At 43.6% G+C, this 17457-nt stretch carries 15 protein-coding genes and 2 pseudogenes; 13 read left to right on the forward strand and 4 right to left on the reverse strand.

Annotated features, from left to right (window positions below):
- Window positions 1-255 precede the first annotated feature (255 nt).
- The 7 genes from I2D69_RS13930 to I2D69_RS13960 all read left to right on the forward strand — a co-directional run bounded on the left by I2D69_RS13930 (window position 256) and on the right by I2D69_RS13960 (window position 8777).
- Entirely contained in the window at window positions 256-1536 is a 1281-nt protein-coding gene (locus tag I2D69_RS13930) for an aminotransferase (protein WP_195380082.1), read from the forward strand.
- A 316-nt stretch (window positions 1537-1852) separates the two neighbouring features.
- Window positions 1853-3253, forward strand: coding sequence for a L,D-transpeptidase family protein (locus tag I2D69_RS13935; protein ID WP_195380083.1), 1401 nt, complete (start codon window positions 1853-1855; stop codon window positions 3251-3253).
- Window positions 3254-3398: 145 nt separating this feature from the next.
- On the forward strand, window positions 3399-4433 hold the full coding sequence (locus tag I2D69_RS13940) for a D-alanine--D-alanine ligase (RefSeq protein ID WP_148461004.1): 1035 nt from the start codon (window positions 3399-3401) through the stop codon (window positions 4431-4433).
- A gap of 213 nt (window positions 4434-4646) precedes the next feature.
- Window positions 4647-6014 (forward strand): UDP-N-acetylmuramoyl-tripeptide--D-alanyl-D-alanine ligase, encoded by a 1368-nt coding sequence (gene murF / locus I2D69_RS13945; protein WP_148461005.1) that lies wholly within the window; start codon window positions 4647-4649, stop codon window positions 6012-6014.
- A gap of 266 nt (window positions 6015-6280) precedes the next feature.
- Window positions 6281-6919, forward strand: a complete 639-nt coding sequence (locus I2D69_RS13950) for a hypothetical protein (protein WP_148461006.1) — start codon at window positions 6281-6283, stop codon at window positions 6917-6919.
- A gap of 155 nt (window positions 6920-7074) precedes the next feature.
- Complete coding sequence (locus I2D69_RS13955; protein WP_195380084.1) at window positions 7075-8031, forward strand: D-2-hydroxyacid dehydrogenase; 957 nt, start codon at window positions 7075-7077, stop codon at window positions 8029-8031.
- Between the two features lie 128 nt (window positions 8032-8159).
- Window positions 8160-8777, forward strand: coding sequence for a ribonuclease H family protein (locus I2D69_RS13960; protein ID WP_195380085.1), 618 nt, complete (start codon window positions 8160-8162; stop codon window positions 8775-8777).
- An 86-nt stretch (window positions 8778-8863) separates the two neighbouring features.
- Here I2D69_RS13960 and I2D69_RS13965 read toward each other — a convergent pair whose 3' ends face one another.
- Together I2D69_RS13965 and I2D69_RS13970 are read right to left on the reverse strand one after the other, a co-directional pair.
- Complete coding sequence (locus I2D69_RS13965) at window positions 8864-9688, reverse strand: transglutaminase-like domain-containing protein (RefSeq protein WP_118582104.1); 825 nt, start codon at window positions 9686-9688, stop codon at window positions 8864-8866.
- Entirely contained in the window at window positions 9685-9960 is a 276-nt protein-coding gene (locus I2D69_RS13970; protein WP_173717839.1) for a hypothetical protein, read from the reverse strand. Before I2D69_RS13970 ends, I2D69_RS13965 begins: the two co-directional genes overlap by 4 nt.
- Before the next feature lie 279 nt (window positions 9961-10239).
- Here I2D69_RS13970 and I2D69_RS13975 point away from each other — a divergent pair, with 279 nt between their 5' ends.
- Entirely contained in the window at window positions 10240-12498 is a 2259-nt protein-coding gene (locus I2D69_RS13975; protein WP_173717840.1) for a hydratase, read from the forward strand.
- A gap of 210 nt (window positions 12499-12708) precedes the next feature.
- Here I2D69_RS13975 and I2D69_RS21145 read toward each other — a convergent pair.
- A pseudogene (locus I2D69_RS21145) lies at window positions 12709-12759 on the reverse strand (hypothetical protein); the annotation flags it as partial.
- A 1177-nt stretch (window positions 12760-13936) separates the two neighbouring features.
- Between I2D69_RS21145 and I2D69_RS13980 the strand changes: the two are divergent.
- Window positions 13937-14668 (forward strand): RluA family pseudouridine synthase, encoded by a 732-nt coding sequence (locus I2D69_RS13980; protein WP_148461010.1) that lies wholly within the window; start codon window positions 13937-13939, stop codon window positions 14666-14668.
- 141 nt (window positions 14669-14809) lie between these two features.
- Window positions 14810-15910, forward strand: a complete 1101-nt coding sequence (locus I2D69_RS13985; protein ID WP_148461011.1) for a substrate-binding domain-containing protein — start codon at window positions 14810-14812, stop codon at window positions 15908-15910.
- Between the two features lie 233 nt (window positions 15911-16143).
- Here the strand turns inward: I2D69_RS13985 and I2D69_RS21150 are convergent, their stop codons facing one another.
- A complete protein-coding gene (locus tag I2D69_RS21150; protein ID WP_308768375.1) occupies window positions 16144-16197 on the reverse strand; it encodes a hypothetical protein in 54 nt (17 codons plus the stop codon).
- A 15-nt stretch (window positions 16198-16212) separates the two neighbouring features.
- Here I2D69_RS21150 and I2D69_RS21155 point away from each other — a divergent pair.
- The 3 genes and pseudogenes from I2D69_RS21155 to I2D69_RS13995 all read left to right on the forward strand — a co-directional run bounded on the left by I2D69_RS21155 (window position 16213) and on the right by I2D69_RS13995 (window position 17356).
- A pseudogene (locus tag I2D69_RS21155) lies at window positions 16213-16370 on the forward strand (DUF6783 domain-containing protein).
- A 204-nt stretch (window positions 16371-16574) separates the two neighbouring features.
- On the forward strand, window positions 16575-16844 hold the full coding sequence (locus I2D69_RS13990; RefSeq protein ID WP_173717843.1) for an AtpZ/AtpI family protein: 270 nt from the start codon (window positions 16575-16577) through the stop codon (window positions 16842-16844).
- An 86-nt stretch (window positions 16845-16930) separates the two neighbouring features.
- On the forward strand, window positions 16931-17356 hold the full coding sequence (locus I2D69_RS13995; protein WP_118582119.1) for an ATP synthase subunit I: 426 nt from the start codon (window positions 16931-16933) through the stop codon (window positions 17354-17356).
- Window positions 17357-17457: the final 101 nt, after the last annotated feature.

Here is a 17457-nt window from a genome sequence, read left to right on the forward strand (position 1 = left end):
TGGTAACATTCCGCGAAGTGTTTTTTGTGAACAAAGTTCACAGAAAACCCGAGAGTTGCGGCGCGAAATCATGCAAAGCATGATTTCTGTGCATCGCGAAGCGTGTTACTGTGAACGAAGTGAACAGTAACCGGTTTAAGAGGGATTTTATATAAAATAGAGCCAAACACTTGACAACCGACAATTTAGCATACTAAAATGGAAAAGATATACGAGGAGGATACACCAAACAGGCAATTGCCGAAGGAGGAATTTATGAAAAAATATACCGAAATGAATCATGAAGAGCTTCTGGCACTGAAAAAAGAGCTGGACAAAGAATTTGAAGAGATCAAGGCACAGGGACTTGCCCTTGACATGTCAAGAGGAAAGCCAAGCAATGCACAGCTGGAACTTTCTATGGAAATGATGGACGTTCTGAAGGGCAATTCAGATCTGAAATGCGAGACTGGAGTAGATTGCCGTAACTACGGTGTGATCGACGGTATTCCGGAAGCCAAGCGTCTTCTTGGAGAAATGTCTGAGGTAGATCCGGAACACATTATCATATATGGAAACTCAAGCCTGAACGTTATGTTCGACAGTATCGCACGTTCCATGACTCAGGGTGTAATGGGAAATACTCCATGGTGCAAACTTGACAAGGTGAAATTCCTCTGTCCGGTACCAGGTTATGACCGTCACTTCAAGATCACCGAATTTTTCGGAATCGAGATGATCAATGTTCCGATGACTCCACAGGGACCGGATATGGACATGGTAGAGAAGCTGGTAAGTGAAGATGCAGCGATCAAGGGAATCTGGTGTGTTCCGAAATACTCAAACCCACAGGGTTACACTTACTCCAAAGAAACCGTAGAGCGTTTTGCAAGACTGAAACCGGCAGCACCGGACTTCCGTATTTACTGGGATAATGCATACAGCATCCATCATCTCTATGATGATAATCAGGATTTCCTGGTTGAAATTCTTGGTGAGTGTGCAAAAGCTGGTAACCCTGATCTTGTTTATAAATTTACATCCACTTCAAAGGTAAGCTTCCCAGGCTCCGGAATCGCTGCCGTTGCAGCTTCCAAGGCAAACCTGGATGATTTTCGCAAATATATGCAGGTTCAGACCATCGGTCATGATAAACTGAACCAGCTCCGTCACGTAAGATTTTTCAAGAATCTTGACGGACTTCACGCCCACATGAGAAAACACGCAGATATCCTCCGCCCGAAATTCGAGCTGGTTCTGGATACGCTTGACAAAGAACTTTCCGGACTTGGAATCGGTGAGTGGACAAAGCCCCACGGCGGATATTTCATTTCTTTTGATTCCCTGGATGGCTGCGCAAAGGCAATTGTAGCCAGAGCAAAAGAGGCTGGTGTTGTCCTTACTGGCGCAGGTGCTACTTATCCATACGGCAAGGATCCGAAAGACTCCAACATCCGTATCGCACCATCCTTCCCTACACTTGAGGATCTTGGCAAAGCAGCACAGGTATTCGTACTTTGTGTGAAGCTTGTCAGTGTAGAAAAACTTCTCGGCTAAAAGCGTGTTGCTGTGAACGGCAACCTTTCCGTAAAAGGTGAGCCACAATTTTCAAACAGGCTCTGAAATCGGAAATTTGCGCATAGAATGTAACCATGCCAGATCAGGAAAAGTACCTGATCTGGCATATAAAAAGAGGCAGAGTAATCTACTGTTATCTGTGAACAGTAATCATCTGCTTTTTATTGTCTTTACCCGTCTGCATTTGGAAGGCATAAATAAATGCCGACTATGGAGTTTATTTCCTGCATAAGGTTAAACAGAAGATGTGGTCGTGTAAAGGCAATAAGAATTCATCATAAGCAGGGAGGAATTTATGGCAAAAAATAAGGAAAAAGCAGGCGCAGGAAGAACGATTATTATTTTACTTGTGGTTTTGCTGCTGCTTCTTACAGCAGGAGCTTATGGATATGGCGTGCACTACTTTTCCAGTCATTTTCTTCCAGGCTCTATGGTGAATGGATTTAATTGTTCCTACATGACTTCGGAAGACACCGAGGACCTTCTGAACCAGCGTGTAAGCGCTTATGTTCTTGCTGTGGAGACCATGAAAAACGGTCAGGAAGCCATTTCCGCCCAGGATGTGGGGCTTTCCTATGTGTCTACCGGCATTGTGAAGCAGTTGATCAAAGATCAGGATCGATTTACCTGGTTTCTTGCTTTTAACCAGGATAAGAATTATGATATTTCAGAATCCCTCAGCTATAACGTGGAGCTGATGGGGCAGGCTGTTGATAATCTGAAATGCATGCAGCCAGAGAATGTAGTCCAGCCTGTGGATGCCCAGATCCAGGATACCGGAGATACTTTTGAAATCATTCCGGAAGTAGTGGGAAATGCTCTGGATCGCACTAAGACGGAGGAAGTGATTTCCGCAGCCATGCTCCGGGGAAAAACTTCTGTAAATCTGGAGGACGAGAGCTGCTACCGGAAGCCTTCGGTGTACAGCACAGATGAGCTGCTGAAAGCCAATTGTGAAAAAATGAATCAGCTTGTCAAGGTGATCATAACTTATGACTTTGCTGATCGTACTGAGACTGTGGACCGTACCCTGATCAAGAACTGGTTCGGTTATGATGAGGATGGCAATGTGATCCTGGATGAAAACCTGGTGCGGCAGTATGTGGCAGACCTTGGACTGAAATATGATACTATGGGACAGACCAGGACTTTTCTGACTTACGATAATCGCCAGGTGGAAATTAAAGGCGGCGATTACGGCTGGGTGATCGATCAGGACGAAGAAGTAAAAGCGCTGATCGCTGCTATCGAAAGCGGTGTTACCCAGGTTCGTGAGCCTGTTTATCTGTATTCAGGCTATAGTCGCGGAACCAATGATATTGGTTCCACCTACGTGGAGATAGATCTGACAAACCAGCGTCTTGTTTTTTACCAGAAGGGAACTCCAATCGTGGACACACCTATTGTAAGCGGAAATCCGGATATAGAAGGCTGTGGCACTCCTACAGGCTGTTATGCACTGGATGCCAAGGAATCTCCGGCAGTGCTTACAGGAGAGGACTACGAAGCAAATGTGACCTATTGGATGCCTTTTGCAGGAAATGTGGGAATCCACGACGCTTCCTGGCGGTCTGAGTTTGGAGGAAATCTTTATCTGTGGGAAGGCTCCCATGGATGTGTAAATGTTCCATATGACAAGGCTGCCGAGATTTATGCAAATATTGAGGTTGGCATGCCGGTGGTTGTGTATGAGTAACTATTCAGTAGAGAATATTCCGCGAGGTGTTTTGGGAAATTCAGCGCGAAATCATGCGAATGCATGATTTCTGTGCATGGCAAAGCGTGTAACTGTGAAGGAACTGAACAGTTACGTTTACGAACAAAAAAGGAGATATAAGATTATGAAGATAGTAGTTTTGGCTGGAGGAACCAGTACGGAGAGAGAGATTTCCATTGTATCCGGTACCGGAATCTGCGGTGCGCTGCGCCAGAAAGGCCATGAGGCAATACTTGTAGATATTTTCTGTGGAGTTGAGAATGTAGACTGGGAGAATCCTTTCCCGGCTGAATATGATGTGGAAAAGGCAGCAGAGTATATGAGCAGCTTCAATCCGCAGATCAAGGAGATGGAGAAAAAACGCAGAAGCTTTTTCGGACCAAATGTTCTGGAACTTTGCGAAAAATGTGACATTGTGTTCCTTGGACTTCACGGCGCAAATGGTGAGGATGGCAAGGTGCAGGCTGCATTTGACTTGATGGGAATCCGTTATACAGGAACCGGTTATCTCAGCAGCGCCATGGCAATGGATAAGCGCATTACAAAAGAAGTCTTTCTGATGAATAATGTGCCTACACCAGGCGGTTTTACTATGACAAGAGACAATCTGGAGAAAGACATTGCCAAATATAACCTGCAGTTCCCGGTAGTTGTAAAAACAAGCTGCGGCGGTTCCAGCGTAGGTGTTTATATTGTAAATGACCAGAAAGAGTACGAAGAGGCTCTTACAGATGCATGCCAGTATGGCGCAGACATTGTTGTGGAGGAATATATCAAAGGCCGTGAATTTTCTGTTGCAGTTGTAGATGAAAAAGCATATCCGATTATTGAAATTGCACCAATCCAGGGCTTCTATGATTATAAGAATAAATACCAGGCTGGCTCTACTGTAGAGACCTGCCCGGCTGAGATTTCTCCGGAGCTTACAGCAAAAATGCAGGAGAATGCAGTGAAGGCAGCGAAAGCACTGGGACTTACCGGCTACAGCCGTCTGGATTTCATGATGAAAGAGAACGGAGATATGTACTGTCTGGAAGCAAATACCCTTCCGGGAATGACTCCTACCAGTCTGATTCCTCAGGAGGCGAAGGTACTGGGAATGGATTATCCGACGCTTTGCGAGGAACTGATCCGGATTTCATTAAAGAAGTACGAATAATAGTAAAAGACAGGTCAAAAGAACGTTCGTGATACGTTCTATTGCATATATGAAATGAAATTACTTTAATTTGCATATTTCGTTTAGATTATTTATGAAAGTAACACTTTGATTTGTATGTTATAAATTGTGAAATAGTTATTTTAAATTAAAATGTCTTGCAAAGTATTATTTACCGAATGTTTATATTAAATATAAAAAGGATTAAATAAAATGAAAAATCTTACCCTGGAAAACCTGACCAAGGTCTGCGGCGGTGTTTATTTCGGACCGTCTGACAAGCTGGAGCAGGAGGTTTCCTCTATTACAACAGACAGCCGGAAAGCAGAAGCCGGAACCTTATTTGTTCCCATCGTAGGCGAACGTGTAGATGCCCATAAATTTATTCCCCAGGTGATGGAGGCAGGTGCGCTTGCTACCTTATCTGAGAGAATCCTGGAGAATGCTGATTTCCCATATATCAAGGTGGAATCTTCCCTTCAGGCTGTAAAGGACATTGCAGAATTTTACCTGCAGCAGCTTCAGATTCCGGTTGTTGGAATTACCGGAAGTGTGGGAAAAACAAGTACAAAAGAGGTAATTGCCTCTGTGCTGAAAGAGAAATACCGTACCCTGAAAACACAGGGAAACTTTAACAATGAGTTAGGTCTTCCTCTCACCGTTTTCCGTCTTCGTGACGAGGATGAGATCGCAGTTCTGGAAATGGGAATCAGCGATTTCGGTGAAATGACCCGTCTGGCAAAAATTGCAAGACCGAATACCTGTGTGATCACCAATATCGGTACCTGCCACCTGGAGAATCTTGGGGACAGAGACGGTGTACTGAAAGCAAAAACTGAGATCTTTAAATATCTGCAAAAAGATGGTCATATCGTGTTAAACGGTGATGACGATAAGCTTTGCATGGTAAAAGAGTACGAAGGAATCAAGCCTGTATTCTTCGGCATGGAAGCTGACAAGGATGTATATGCAGACGAGATTACAAGCAGAGGCTTAAAGGGAATGACCTGCCGTATTCATATAGGCGGAGAATCCTTTATGGCAGATATTCCGATGCCGGGAATCCATATGGTATACAATGCGCTGGCTGCTACAGCGGTAGGCCGCATTTATGGGCTGACACTGGAGCAGATCCGTCACGGAATTGAGACCCTGGAAGCCATCAGCGGCAGATTCCACATGATCGAGACAGACCGTTTCCTTATCGTAGACGATTGTTATAATGCCAACCCAATGTCCATGAAAGCATCACTGGATGTGCTGAAAGATGGTGCTGGCAGAAGAGTGGCAATCTTAGGCGACATGGGAGAGCTTGGAGAGAATGAAGTTCAGCTTCACGCAGAGGTAGGCGAGCATGCAGCCCAGTGTGGAATTGACGTATGCATCTGCACCGGTCCTCTTTCCGCAAACATTGCGAAGATGGCGAGAAAGAACCCGGAGCTTATCGTTATAGAAGAACCGGATCGTGACAGCCTTTTGTCCCATCTGTCTGATTATGTGCAGACTGGTGATACCATTTTGGTAAAGGCGTCTCACTTTATGCAGTTTGAGAAAGTGGTAGCTGCATTACAGGAAATGTAAGGAAGATAATATATTGCCCCTTAAACAGACTCTGTAGAAATAAGTAGAATCTGTTTAAGGGGCATTTATATTTATTTTCGCAATAAATCAAAAACTAATTGATATATTGTGGAAAGTCTTTATATAAGTGATCGTAAAATAGAAAAATATGCAGAAAAACAACAGAATAAGTGAAATTCTCCGAGAATTTGACGAACGATTTATGTTTCATACAGAGCAGGACAGCGGTATAATGGTCCTAAAAGTTAAGAGTATGGGAGGACATTATGCTGGAGAAAATTATGGATCTGCAGATATTGCTCTACAGTATGGCAGCCCTGGGGGCTCTTGGAGCAATTGGAATGCTGACGACAAACCTCACCTACAGAAGAATGCTGAAAAGTACCGGAAGCAAAACCACAGGCGCGAAAAACACCCAAGGAACAGGCAGCAGCCAGCGGATCAGCCTGAAGGAAAAATGGCTGAGGCTTTGGAAAACACGGGACAGGCTTCTTCACAGAATGAATCGGCTGGTGTGGTATCCGGCACTTTTGTCCACTGTGATCCTTGGCTGTGCCATCTATTTTTCCCAGACGTTAAGGATAGAAGAGGGGCTTCCTCTGACCTATCTGTATGTGGGCGCCACTGTACCAGTTACATTATTGCTTTTGCGTCAGGCTCTGGATTTTTCTTACAAAGAAGAGCTGGTGATGGACACGCTGACAGATTATGTGGAGCAGATGAGAAGCTGGGCAGAAGAGATTCCTGCTGCGAAAAAAGCGGACCCCGTTTTACAGGAAGAAATCGTGGACAAGATTACCAGCAGCATTAAGCAGACCGCTGCTTCCGGAAGTCATTTCAGTAAGATGCTGACTCCTGAGGAAGAGAAGATTATGCGTGAGATCATCCGGGAATTTATGGCTTGATAATTACAGACTGCTAAATAAGGGCGCAGGCACTATCAGCTTTGCGCTCTTATATTTTGGGGATTGCATTTTCCTGGAGAAAACGGTATTTTATAAAACAGATGAGGAAACGTACGACTATATAAGTGAGCACAGAAGAAAGAGAGGAGTACATTATGAAAATTGTAATTCTGGAAGCAGACAGCCTGGGACAGGATATGGTATTTACCCCATTTGAGGCGCTGGGCGAGGTAGTTATTTATCCTACTACAACCGCAGATGAAATGGAAGAAAAGACAAAAGACGCAGATGTGATCGTAGCTAACAAGGTTCCAATCTGCGAGTCTACCATTGGAAAAGCCCAGAACCTGAAGCTGGTCTGCCTGACCGCAACTGGCTTTAACAACCTGGATGGAGACTATCTGAAAAAGAGAGGAATTGCAGCTTACAATGTTGCCGGATACTCCACAAACGGAGTGGCACAGCATACCTTTGCTCTTCTTTTCTATGTTCTGGAAAAACTGAATTATTACGACAATTACGTAAAATCCGGAGAATATGCAAGAGGCACCTGCTTCTCTCACTTCGGTCAGAATTTCTTCGAGCTGGATGGGAAAACCTGGGGAATCATTGGACTTGGCGCAATCGGAAACAAGGTGGCGCAGATCGCTAAGGCATTCGGCTGCCATATTATCTGCTACTCCGCTTCCGGGAAGAAATACAATACAGAATATGAACAGGTAAGCCTGGATGAGCTTCTTTCCCGCTCCGATATTCTTTCTGTCCATGCGCCGCTGAATGGGTACACGGAGAACCTGATGACACTGGGAAAATTCCGTAAGATGAAGAAAACCGCTATTTTCCTGAATGTTGCGCGAGGCGCCATTGTAAATGAGCCAGATTTGTATACAGCTCTTACCGAAGGCTCCATTGCAGGTGCAGGCCTTGATGTTCTTTGCAAAGAGCCAATGGATCCGGAGAATCCGCTTCTTAAGATCCAGGACAGCAATAAACTGATCATTACTCCGCATATTGCATGGGCTGCGAAAGAGACCAGATTCCGCGTAGTGGATGAAGTGGTGAAAAACATTCAGCGGTTCCAACGTGACGACAGGACAAACAGGGTATATTAAAGTTTCGGGCCAGGGATAGATTAGAGTGTGTTGTGGACATGCTCTAATCTATTATTGAAGATAAGAAACAGTTTCGTTATAATTAAAGAAAAAGTGTTTGAGAATGTCTGATACAGAAGGGAGACTACATGGCAAAGAAATACTATGCAGTAAGAACAGGCAGAAAAACAGGTGTATTTATGACCTGGGCAGAGTGCCAGAAACAGGTCATGGGATTTTCGGGAGCAGAATTTAAGAGCTTTTCCACTATGGAAGAGGCACAGGCATTTGCCGGTGTGAGTGCAGAGGGCATCCCGGATACACTTTCCAGGGCAGAAAAACCTGCGTCAGACCAGGTGATTGCCTACGTAGATGGCAGTTACCGCTCTGACACCGGCGAATTTTCCTACGGAATGGTCATCCTGAAGGATGGAGAAGAGCACACATTCTGCGAAAAAATGACAGACAAAGAGCTGGCACTGATGCATAATGTAGCAGGAGAAATCAAAGGCTCCGAAGCGGCAATGCAGTATGCTGTGGATCATAATATTCCGGAAATCACCATTTACCATGATTATGAAGGCATTGCCAAATGGTGCACCGGTGCCTGGAAAGCTACCAAACCCGGAACAATTGCGTATCAGAGCTTTTACCGGGGGGTCATGAAGAAAGTAAAAGTCCATTTTGTAAAAGTAAAAGGACACTCCAACGACAAATACAACGATATGGCTGACCAGCTTGCAAAAAAAGCTCTCGGAATCCTGTAGCGGATCCGGGAGCTTTTGTAATCTGTGCGCCGCATATATTTTGTCTGAATTTAGTTGTTGTAGCCAGTACAGCGAATATTAACTATTTATGAGATCTTATATTTCAAAACCGGGTAAAGTCCATAAGAACCATAGGTTGCACCGTAATACTTGCTGTAACTCTTTGCCTCTGCGAAAAGCGGGTCATAAACATACCCGTTGATCTCACACCATGCGTGGGCATTGTTGTTGCTTTGCACAGCGTCGGCACATACATAAACATTCTTGTATCCGATTGCCTTGGCGAGGTAAGCAAATGCGCCAGCGTCAGAAACGCAGTCTCCGTTGTGATGCAGAAAATGGTCATTTGCAAAAGTAGCCGGCCAGTCCTTGCCGCCCTGGTCAAAATCACGCCAGATATTATAATAGCCCTTGATCACCCAGTTGAAACATGTCTGAAGCTTCTGGGATTTGGACATGCTGGAATTGGTGATCTCTGCTGCAATCTGCTTGGAGCGGAGGTTGGCAATCTGAACCTGAGTCATTCTCTTTCCGCTGGCAGTATAGTAGGTAGAACCCTTTTTTCTGCCGATTACATGACTTTTATTGTCGATGTAGTAAGTAAATCCCCTGTAACCTTTATTAACAGTAGTATTTTTTAATAGGGTTCCCTTGGCACTGAAATAGAAATAATTCTTGCCAATCTTCTGGAAACCGGTGAGGCGTTTTCCTTTTCGATAGTATCTTCTGATTCCGGATTTGGTCTTCACCCAGCCTTTTTTCTGTGGCTTTTTGGGTGTCGGAGTAGGGGTGGCAATAACAGTTTCCGTTACCTGAGAAGGTGCAGCTTCAGCTGCGTTTGCAGTTACCGGAGTAAGGGCAAGTACTGCGCTGGTGAGAACCAGCATAAACATTTTTGTCTTTTTCATCATTCTTCTCCATCTTCCTCTATTACCTGTATTTCCAGGTAATCAAAGTCAATCTGTTCAATAAAATTATCCTGATAAAAACGTGTTTTACTGTGCTTCTTAAAATCCCGCACCGTAGTATCCAGCCAGATTGGATTACCAAGATCCAGCTCATAACAGATCTGCTCCAGACAGTGAAAAACCTTGTGCGTTCTGGTCTCCTGGCGGTCATCACAGATCACGGTATCCTTCAGCATATGGTTATCTTTCCAGATTCGTCCCCAAAGGCGAAACATCTTAGAACACCTCCCATTATTTCAGTGTTGGTAGATTCTACCTTATCACTGATTTGAAAAAGTTGCAACAGAAATGTGGAGCAAAATTACAGACCATTTTTTGCAAAAAAAGCTTTTTAGCACGCTAAAGTGTTTTTGCTTGACCCTTTCGGAGAAATCTACTATAATTAACGATAATGTTGCTGCTGTTCACAAAAAATACCTCTCAGAATGTTGCTGGTGAACAGCTGCATAATATTTGTTACTTATAAATCTCTCAAGATGAGGAGGAGCTTTATTATGAAATTATATGATACTGGCGTGTATCTGCAGAATGGAAAGGAAATCATTCCGGCAGCTGAAGCCCAGCTTCCTGTTTCCAGAGAAGATGCAGCAAGAAATACCATTGCCTATTCTATTTTAAAAGCCCATAATACTTCCGGTAATATGGACAAGCTTCAGATTAAATTTGATAAACTGACATCCCATGATATTACTTTTGTAGGAATTATCCAGACTGCACGTGCTTCCGGACTGGAGCGTTTTCCGGTACCGTATGTTCTGACCAACTGTCACAACTCCCTCTGTGCAGTTGGCGGTACTATTAATGAGGATGACCATATGTTTGGTCTTACCTGTGCGAAAAAATACGGCGGTGTCTATGTTCCGCCACATCAGGCAGTTATCCATCAGTTTGCCCGCGAAATGCTTGCTGAGTGCGGCAAGATGATTCTTGGCTCAGACAGCCATACCCGTTATGGCGCTCTTGGTACCATGGCTATGGGAGAGGGGGGACCGGAGCTTGTGAAGCAGCTTCTTTCCCAGACATATGATATCAATATGCCAGGAGTTGTTGCTATTTATCTGAAAGGAAGCCCACGTCCGGGCGTAGGACCGCAGGACGTTGCTCTTGCTATCATTGGTAAAGTATTTGCAAATGGTTATGTGAAGAATAAAGTAATGGAGTTCGTAGGTCCTGGCGTAGCTAATTTAAGTGCTGATTTCCGTATTGGAATCGATGTTATGACTACTGAGACTACCTGCCTTTCCTCCATCTGGCAGACAGATGAGAAGATTCAGGAGTTTTACGAGATCCATGGAAGAGCCCAGAGCTATAAAGAGCTGAAACCGGGAGATGTGGCTTACTATGACGGCTGTGTGGAGATTGACCTTGGCGAGATCAAGCCAATGATCGCTATGCCGTTCCATCCAAGCAATACTTATACAATTGATGAACTGAATGCAAATCTGGATGACATCCTTGCCGATGTTGAGAAAAAAGCTCTGGTAAGTCTGGACGGCAAGGTTCCTTATACTCTCCGTAATAAGGTTGTAGACGGAAAGCTTTATGTTGACCAGGGAATTATTGCAGGATGTGCAGGCGGTGGATTTGAGAATATCTGTGCTGCAGCGGATATTCTCCGCGGAACCAGCATCGGTGCAGATGCCTTTACTTTAAGCGTATATCCGGCAAGTACTCCGATTTATATGGAGCTGGCTAAGAATGGAGTTCTGGCAGATCTTCTTGAGACAGGTGCTGTTGTGAAAACTGCATTCTGCGGTCCATGCTTCGGTGCTGGAGATACTCCGGCAAACAATGCTTTCAGTATCCGCCATACCACCAGAAACTTCCCGAACCGTGAAGGCTCCAAGATCCAGAATGGTCAGATTTCTTCTGTTGCACTTATGGATGCCCGTTCTATCGCTGCTACAGCTGCAAACAAGGGATTCCTTACCTCTGCTGAGAATTTCACAGGAGAGTACAGAGGACAGAAATATTTCTTTGATAAAACGATTTACGATAACCGTGTATTTGACAGCAAAGGCGTGGCTGATCCGTCTGTTGAGATCCAGTTTGGACCGAACATCAAAGACTGGCCGAAGATGCCGGCACTTGCAGAGAATCTGGTTCTGAAGGTTGTTTCCGAAATTCACGATCCGGTAACTACTACCGACGAGCTGATCCCATCCGGTGAGACTTCCTCCTACCGTTCCAATCCTCTTGGACTGGCTGAGTTTACTCTTTCCAGAAAGGATCCGGCTTATGTTGGACGGGCAAAAGAGGTTCAGAAAGCAGAGCATGCCATTGAGAACGGCGAATGTCCGCTGGATGCACTGCCAGAGCTGAAGCCGGTTATGGAAGCGGTGAACAAAGAGTATCCGGAAGCTGGCAAAGGCAATCTTGGCGTTGGAAGTACTATTTTCGCAGTGAAGCCCGGAGATGGTTCTGCCCGTGAGCAGGCTGCTTCCTGTCAGAAAGTACTTGGCGGGTGGGCAAACATTGCCAACGAATACGCTACCAAACGTTACCGTTCCAACCTGATTAACTGGGGAATGCTTCCATTCCTGATCCCGGCCGGTGATCTTCCGTTTGTAAACGGTGATTACCTGTTCTTCCCGGAAATCCGCAAGGCAGTGGAAGAGAAAGCCGACAGCATTACCGGTTATGTGGTAAAAGAGAGCGGACTGGTTCCGTTTACCGTAACACTTGGAGAGCTGACAGATGATGAGCGGGAAATCATCCTGAAAGGCTGTCTGATCAACTACAATAGAAAATAAAATGTTATGAGGCAGGTCATTCTTTTTGAGAGCGACCTGCCTTTTTATCAGAATTCCCTGTTACATAAAAAGTTCTACATGGTATGATCACACTGCAACGAAAAGGCAAATATCGCTCAATGTGTTTCTACATAGGCTAGAACGTGTTTAAAAAAGCATTTCCGCAATCTGCACGTCCCACTTTGCGGTATATTTTTCCCGAATTCGGTTGTCGTAGCCCGCTATGATACCCTCAACCGGACAAAATCTCCCACAAATCATGACGTATATCTTGCAGAAAGCCTTTTTTAAACACCCATTTAGCCTTTTGCAAAAAGGAGTCTTTCTTGTTATATAAACAAATATTCTGAATAATTACAATAATTAGTAAAAAACACAGAAATACAACGTGAAGTGCCAAAATAAAACAGAAATAAAACAAAAAATACAAGAAAAAGTATTGACAAATAAGATCAGAGATGGTAATATAAGCTCATCAAAAGAAAAACAACTTTATAAAGAAAGGAGCTTAGTGATTCCAATGGGAACATAAAATCTTTCTAATCAATATAAGAGAGACAGGAATCGCATTTCCTGCAAGAAGACCTGATACGAGAACCGTGTAAATAGAAAATAAAGTATCACTTGATTCAGCTGATACTTATAAACGTATCCAAGGTAAATAGAAGCGATTACTTATATTGAATAACTGTCCACCACTAATACAAAGATCTGGAACTTGTGTAAAGAAACATTTCTCCAGAGGATATAACCCCTTATCACAGATAAGCAGGATATCTTGAGATTCCTATTGAACCTTTAGAATATGAATCGAAACTTTGCATTAGAAGAATATCATAATTGATATTCCAGTCAGAAATAGATCAGGAACTTCCGCTCAAACTTTTTTGTATAATACATATAAGAGAGCATATGAACCAGTAAGTGGTTTTGGATTTAACCGAATTAAGTTTGAAATTGTTTATGATAATGATTCAGAGCCTGAGAAGTATATCCGATATTTCTGCAGAAGAAATTATAAAACGTGAATTATAATTTCAATCTATCAAACTTCTAAATAAACCGAATGATAAACATCATATCGTTTATGAGCAGGAAATAAGATAAGATATTTTAAATAAAAACTTAAAACTGAATATAGAACAACTGAATAAAGACCACGTAAATATTAAATTGTAAATCAATTTGAAAAACGAGGAAAAGACCATTGAATACTGAAGAATTTTAGGACGGTCATCATTTGAAATATAAGTAAAATGATGACCGTCCTTTTCCATGCTGTGAGAGACAAAAAAGCGGGATGATGTATTGGATACGAAGTGAACAGGAACCGATATGCAGCATAAAGCATACCGGAATAGAAAGTGTGAGCTTGTAAATCAGGCTTTAATCCGCTATAATGAGCGGAGAAAATTGGAAACTATGAGGGAAGCAGACGATGTTTAGTGGGAAAATAGAGGACTACATTCTTTTCGAAGATAAAGAAATTATAGTTTGCCGTAAGCCAGCGGGAATTGCGGTACAGAATGCAAGAATCGGTGCCATGGATCTGGAGAGCAGCCTGAAAAATTATCTGGCAATGCAAGACGGTGGTGGGAGAAGGATTCCATATCTGGCAGTAATCCACAGGCTGGATCAGCCGGTAGAAGGTATTCTTGTATTTGGGAAGACACCTGAGGCCGCGAAATCGTTAAGTGCACAGATTACAGCTGGAAAGATGGAAAAAATTTATCTGGCAGTAACATATGGAAAGCAGGCCGAGGCTGGGAAAAAAGAAAAAGTTCTGGAGGATTATCTGAAAAAAGATGGAAAATCCAATACTTCTTCCGTGGTAAATGCGCACACTCCTGGTGCGAAGAAGGCCAGACTTTCCTATGAGGTTCTCGGTGAGGCTGTGGATGCAATTTCCGGAAAGAAAAAATGGCTGCTTCGAATTCATCTGGATACAGGCCGTCATCACCAGATCCGGGTTCAGATGGCTCATGCAGGAATGCCTTTGGCTGGTGACCGGAAATATGGTGCCGGAACGAATGTGACCATCGGGGCAGGCAGCCTGGCTCTGTGCGCCGCAAGCCTTACCTTTTTCCATCCGGTAACCGGAAAGGTGATGAAATTCGTGACAAAGCCGGAAGGGACTGAGTTTAAGGGGATTTCTATCCCGCAAATGTGAAAAAACCATAAAAACTATAGACGTGGAACCGAAATTGTGTATAATGTAAAAGCAAGATTAAACAAAGATGAAGACTGCGAAAAATAGTTATAAAAAGTTTTTTTGAAAAAACTTTAAACATTCAGATGAGGAGTGAATAAAATGAAAAAAGTAGCAGTGATACCTGCTGTTGTTCTGGCTGCATTATGCACCTTCACAGGCTGTAAGAAAGAAGAAGTGGAGAAAGTGATCGCGCCACTGGTTTCTGACGGGCAGACTACGGAATCCACAGAAGAAGCCCAGGAAGAAAAGGATCCTCTTATTCCTGAAATTGATACATCTGTAGAACTCCAGGCAGGATCCCGGGTGGCAGTTGTAAGCAAGAGTACAAGCGGAGAGTTCTGGGGACTGGTTAAGAAAGGAATGGAGCAGGCAATTGCCGATGTAAACGAGGCATATGGCTTCAAGAAAGAAGATCAGGTGACCATGACCTTTGAAGGCGCCAGCGATGAGAAAGATGTGGAGAGCCAGGTAAATACCATAGATGCGGTAATTGCAGAGAATCCGGATGTACTTTGTGTTTCTGCCAGCGATATGGATTCCCTTCAGGCGCAGCTGGAAGCTGCCAAGGAGAATGGAATCCCGGTTGTGGCATTTGACTCTGGTGTTACAGACAGCAAGATGGTCCGTGCATTTCGTGGTACGGATAATACCAGGGTGGGCGAAATCGCTGCGTATAGATTAGCCACAGCCATCGGAAAAATGGGTAAGGTTGCAGTCTTTTCTGCGCAGGAAAAGACGCAGAGCATTCAGGAACGTGTAAGCGGTTTTACCAATTATATCACCAATTATCCGGATATTGAAGTTGTGGAGATTGTTTATCAGGATCAGGTAGATGATATGACAGCTGCCATGCAGGAGGTTCTTGACAAATATCCGCAGCTGGACGGTGTTTTCTGCGATAATGCAGATATTGCCGATCTGTATCTGGACATGAAAAAGGATGAGACAAAGGATTCCATTGTGATGGTTGGTGTGGATGCCACAGCGAAACAACAGGAGGCTATCTGGAATAGTAAAGAGGTCGGCGTGGTTTCCCAGCAGCCTTACGCGATGGGATATCAGACCATCTGGACAGCACTTTTGACTACAGCACCAAAGAAGAGTGTGGAAATCAAGCGGAATGTGCGTATCGACCCGGCATGGATTGATTCCTCAAACATTGATGATCCTACATACAGTTCTTATTTGTATGCAAATTAAAACAGCTTTCATAAGAGGCACGTCATAATTTTCAGGAATGATTTCACAAACACGCTCTACGAATTTGGGCAAAATATGCTGCAAACCGGGGCGTGCAGATTGCGAGAATGATTTTACAAATACACTCTAAAATAAGATAGAGCGGTTCATAAGAAACTATGAAAGAGAAACTGCTTTGTACAGCATGAATTTACCAGGAATGGGAATGCTGATACAAGGCGGTTTTTTGCATATCAAAGGATATTGCAGCTAGAGCGTGTTTCAAAAATCATTCCCGCAATCTGCACGCCCCACTTTGCGGTATATTTTGCCCTCTTTCAGTCGACGTAGCCCGCTACGCCGCCCTCAATCGGACAAATCTCCCACAAATTGTGAAGTACATCTTGCAGAAAGCCTTTTTCAAACACGCTCTAGAGCCTGTTTCAAACACATTCTAGACAATACTACCTGCAGTGTCTGAATTTTAGTCAATGTTTAACAATTGTATAACGACAAAATAACAAGAATTTGGTAGCATGTAATTACTTTTTGAAGTGTGAAAAAATTGACGATATGCAATAAAATAGAAGCCAATTTTTAAATAATATGCACAAAAAAAGTTGCTATCCACACTGAATTGTGTTAAAATCTGTCTATAAAATGAGACTTGCGACAGGAGGCTTTTATGAAAAAATGGGGAGATATTATCAAGAATATGACTTTGCTTAGTCAATTTAGTTTATCCTTTATCACTCCTCTGCTTCTGTGCCTGCTGATCTGCTGGTGGATGAGTACCAGCCTGGGAATAGGAGAATGGATTTTTATTCCTGGCTTTTTTTTCGGACTGGGAGGCTCCTTTACAGTAGCCTATAAGCTTTACCTGTCCGTAACCGGACATCAGAAGAAAGAGAAAGAGAAAAAGAAGAATAAAGTTTCATTTAACAGACATCATTAGAGTGTGTTTGAGGAATCATTCCTGCAAAGTGTGACGTACATTTTGCAGAAAACCTTTTTCAAACACGTTTCAGAAGGGAGATTTGTATGAGCAAAATGTTTGCAGATGTGCAGCCGGCAGTGAGGAAAGAGACGAAGAAGGTGGCGATTGGTACATTTGTATGCGTAGTCCTGATGTGGGCTGTATTTGGAATCGGACATCTGGCAGTGCCGGAGCAGATTCCGTTTGATTATACAGTGCTTCTCGCCGGATTTATCGGCGGGATGGTGGCAGTACTGAACTTTTTCCTTATGGGACTGACCGTTCAGAAGATAGTTTCCATGGAGGACGATAAACAGGCTGCAGCGAAGATGAAGGCCAGCTATAGTCAGAGAATGATGCTTCAGCTTATCTGGGGCGTTCTGGCGATTGCGGTTCCCTGTTTTCAGTTTGTAGCCGGAATCTTACCATTGCTTTTTCCAAACATTGTGATCAAGACAGTTGGAATCATTGGGGGGAGGAAGGCCGCATAATGATATATACAATTTTATGTAACTATTCAGCAGGTACTGCTCCGCGAAGTGTGTGACAGATGTGGTACGGAACAGTTACAAATTTATAATGACAGGAGGTG

Source organism: Ruminococcus sp. D54t1_190329_F1 (genome assembly GCF_015551645.1).
Taxonomy (GTDB): domain Bacteria; phylum Bacillota; class Clostridia; order Lachnospirales; family Lachnospiraceae; genus Blautia_A; species Blautia_A faecis.

Bases quoted from the DNA above. Each gene is read 5' to 3' on its own strand.
- I2D69_RS13955 (WP_195380084.1), top strand. From the start codon at position 7,075: ATGAAAATTGTAATTCTGGAAGCAGACAGCCTGGGACAGGATATGGTA.
- I2D69_RS13985 (WP_148461011.1), top strand. From the start codon at position 14,810: ATGAAAAAAGTAGCAGTGATACCTGCTGTTGTTCTGGCTGCATTATGC.
- I2D69_RS13935 (WP_195380083.1), top strand. From the start codon at position 1,853: ATGGCAAAAAATAAGGAAAAAGCAGGCGCAGGAAGAACGATTATTATT.
- I2D69_RS13965 (WP_118582104.1), bottom strand. From the start codon at position 9,688: ATGATGAAAAAGACAAAAATGTTTATGCTGGTTCTCACCAGCGCAGTA.
- murF (WP_148461005.1), top strand. From the start codon at position 4,647: ATGAAAAATCTTACCCTGGAAAACCTGACCAAGGTCTGCGGCGGTGTT.
- I2D69_RS13950 (WP_148461006.1), top strand. From the start codon at position 6,281: ATGCTGGAGAAAATTATGGATCTGCAGATATTGCTCTACAGTATGGCA.
- I2D69_RS13980 (WP_148461010.1), top strand. From the start codon at position 13,937: ATGTTTAGTGGGAAAATAGAGGACTACATTCTTTTCGAAGATAAAGAA.
- I2D69_RS13990 (WP_173717843.1), top strand. From the start codon at position 16,575: ATGAAAAAATGGGGAGATATTATCAAGAATATGACTTTGCTTAGTCAA.
- I2D69_RS13975 (WP_173717840.1), top strand. From the start codon at position 10,240: ATGAAATTATATGATACTGGCGTGTATCTGCAGAATGGAAAGGAAATC.
- I2D69_RS13970 (WP_173717839.1), bottom strand. From the start codon at position 9,960: ATGTTTCGCCTTTGGGGACGAATCTGGAAAGATAACCATATGCTGAAG.
- I2D69_RS13940 (WP_148461004.1), top strand. From the start codon at position 3,399: ATGAAGATAGTAGTTTTGGCTGGAGGAACCAGTACGGAGAGAGAGATT.
- I2D69_RS13995 (WP_118582119.1), top strand. From the start codon at position 16,931: ATGAGCAAAATGTTTGCAGATGTGCAGCCGGCAGTGAGGAAAGAGACG.
- I2D69_RS13930 (WP_195380082.1), top strand. From the start codon at position 256: ATGAAAAAATATACCGAAATGAATCATGAAGAGCTTCTGGCACTGAAA.
- I2D69_RS13960 (WP_195380085.1), top strand. From the start codon at position 8,160: ATGGCAAAGAAATACTATGCAGTAAGAACAGGCAGAAAAACAGGTGTA.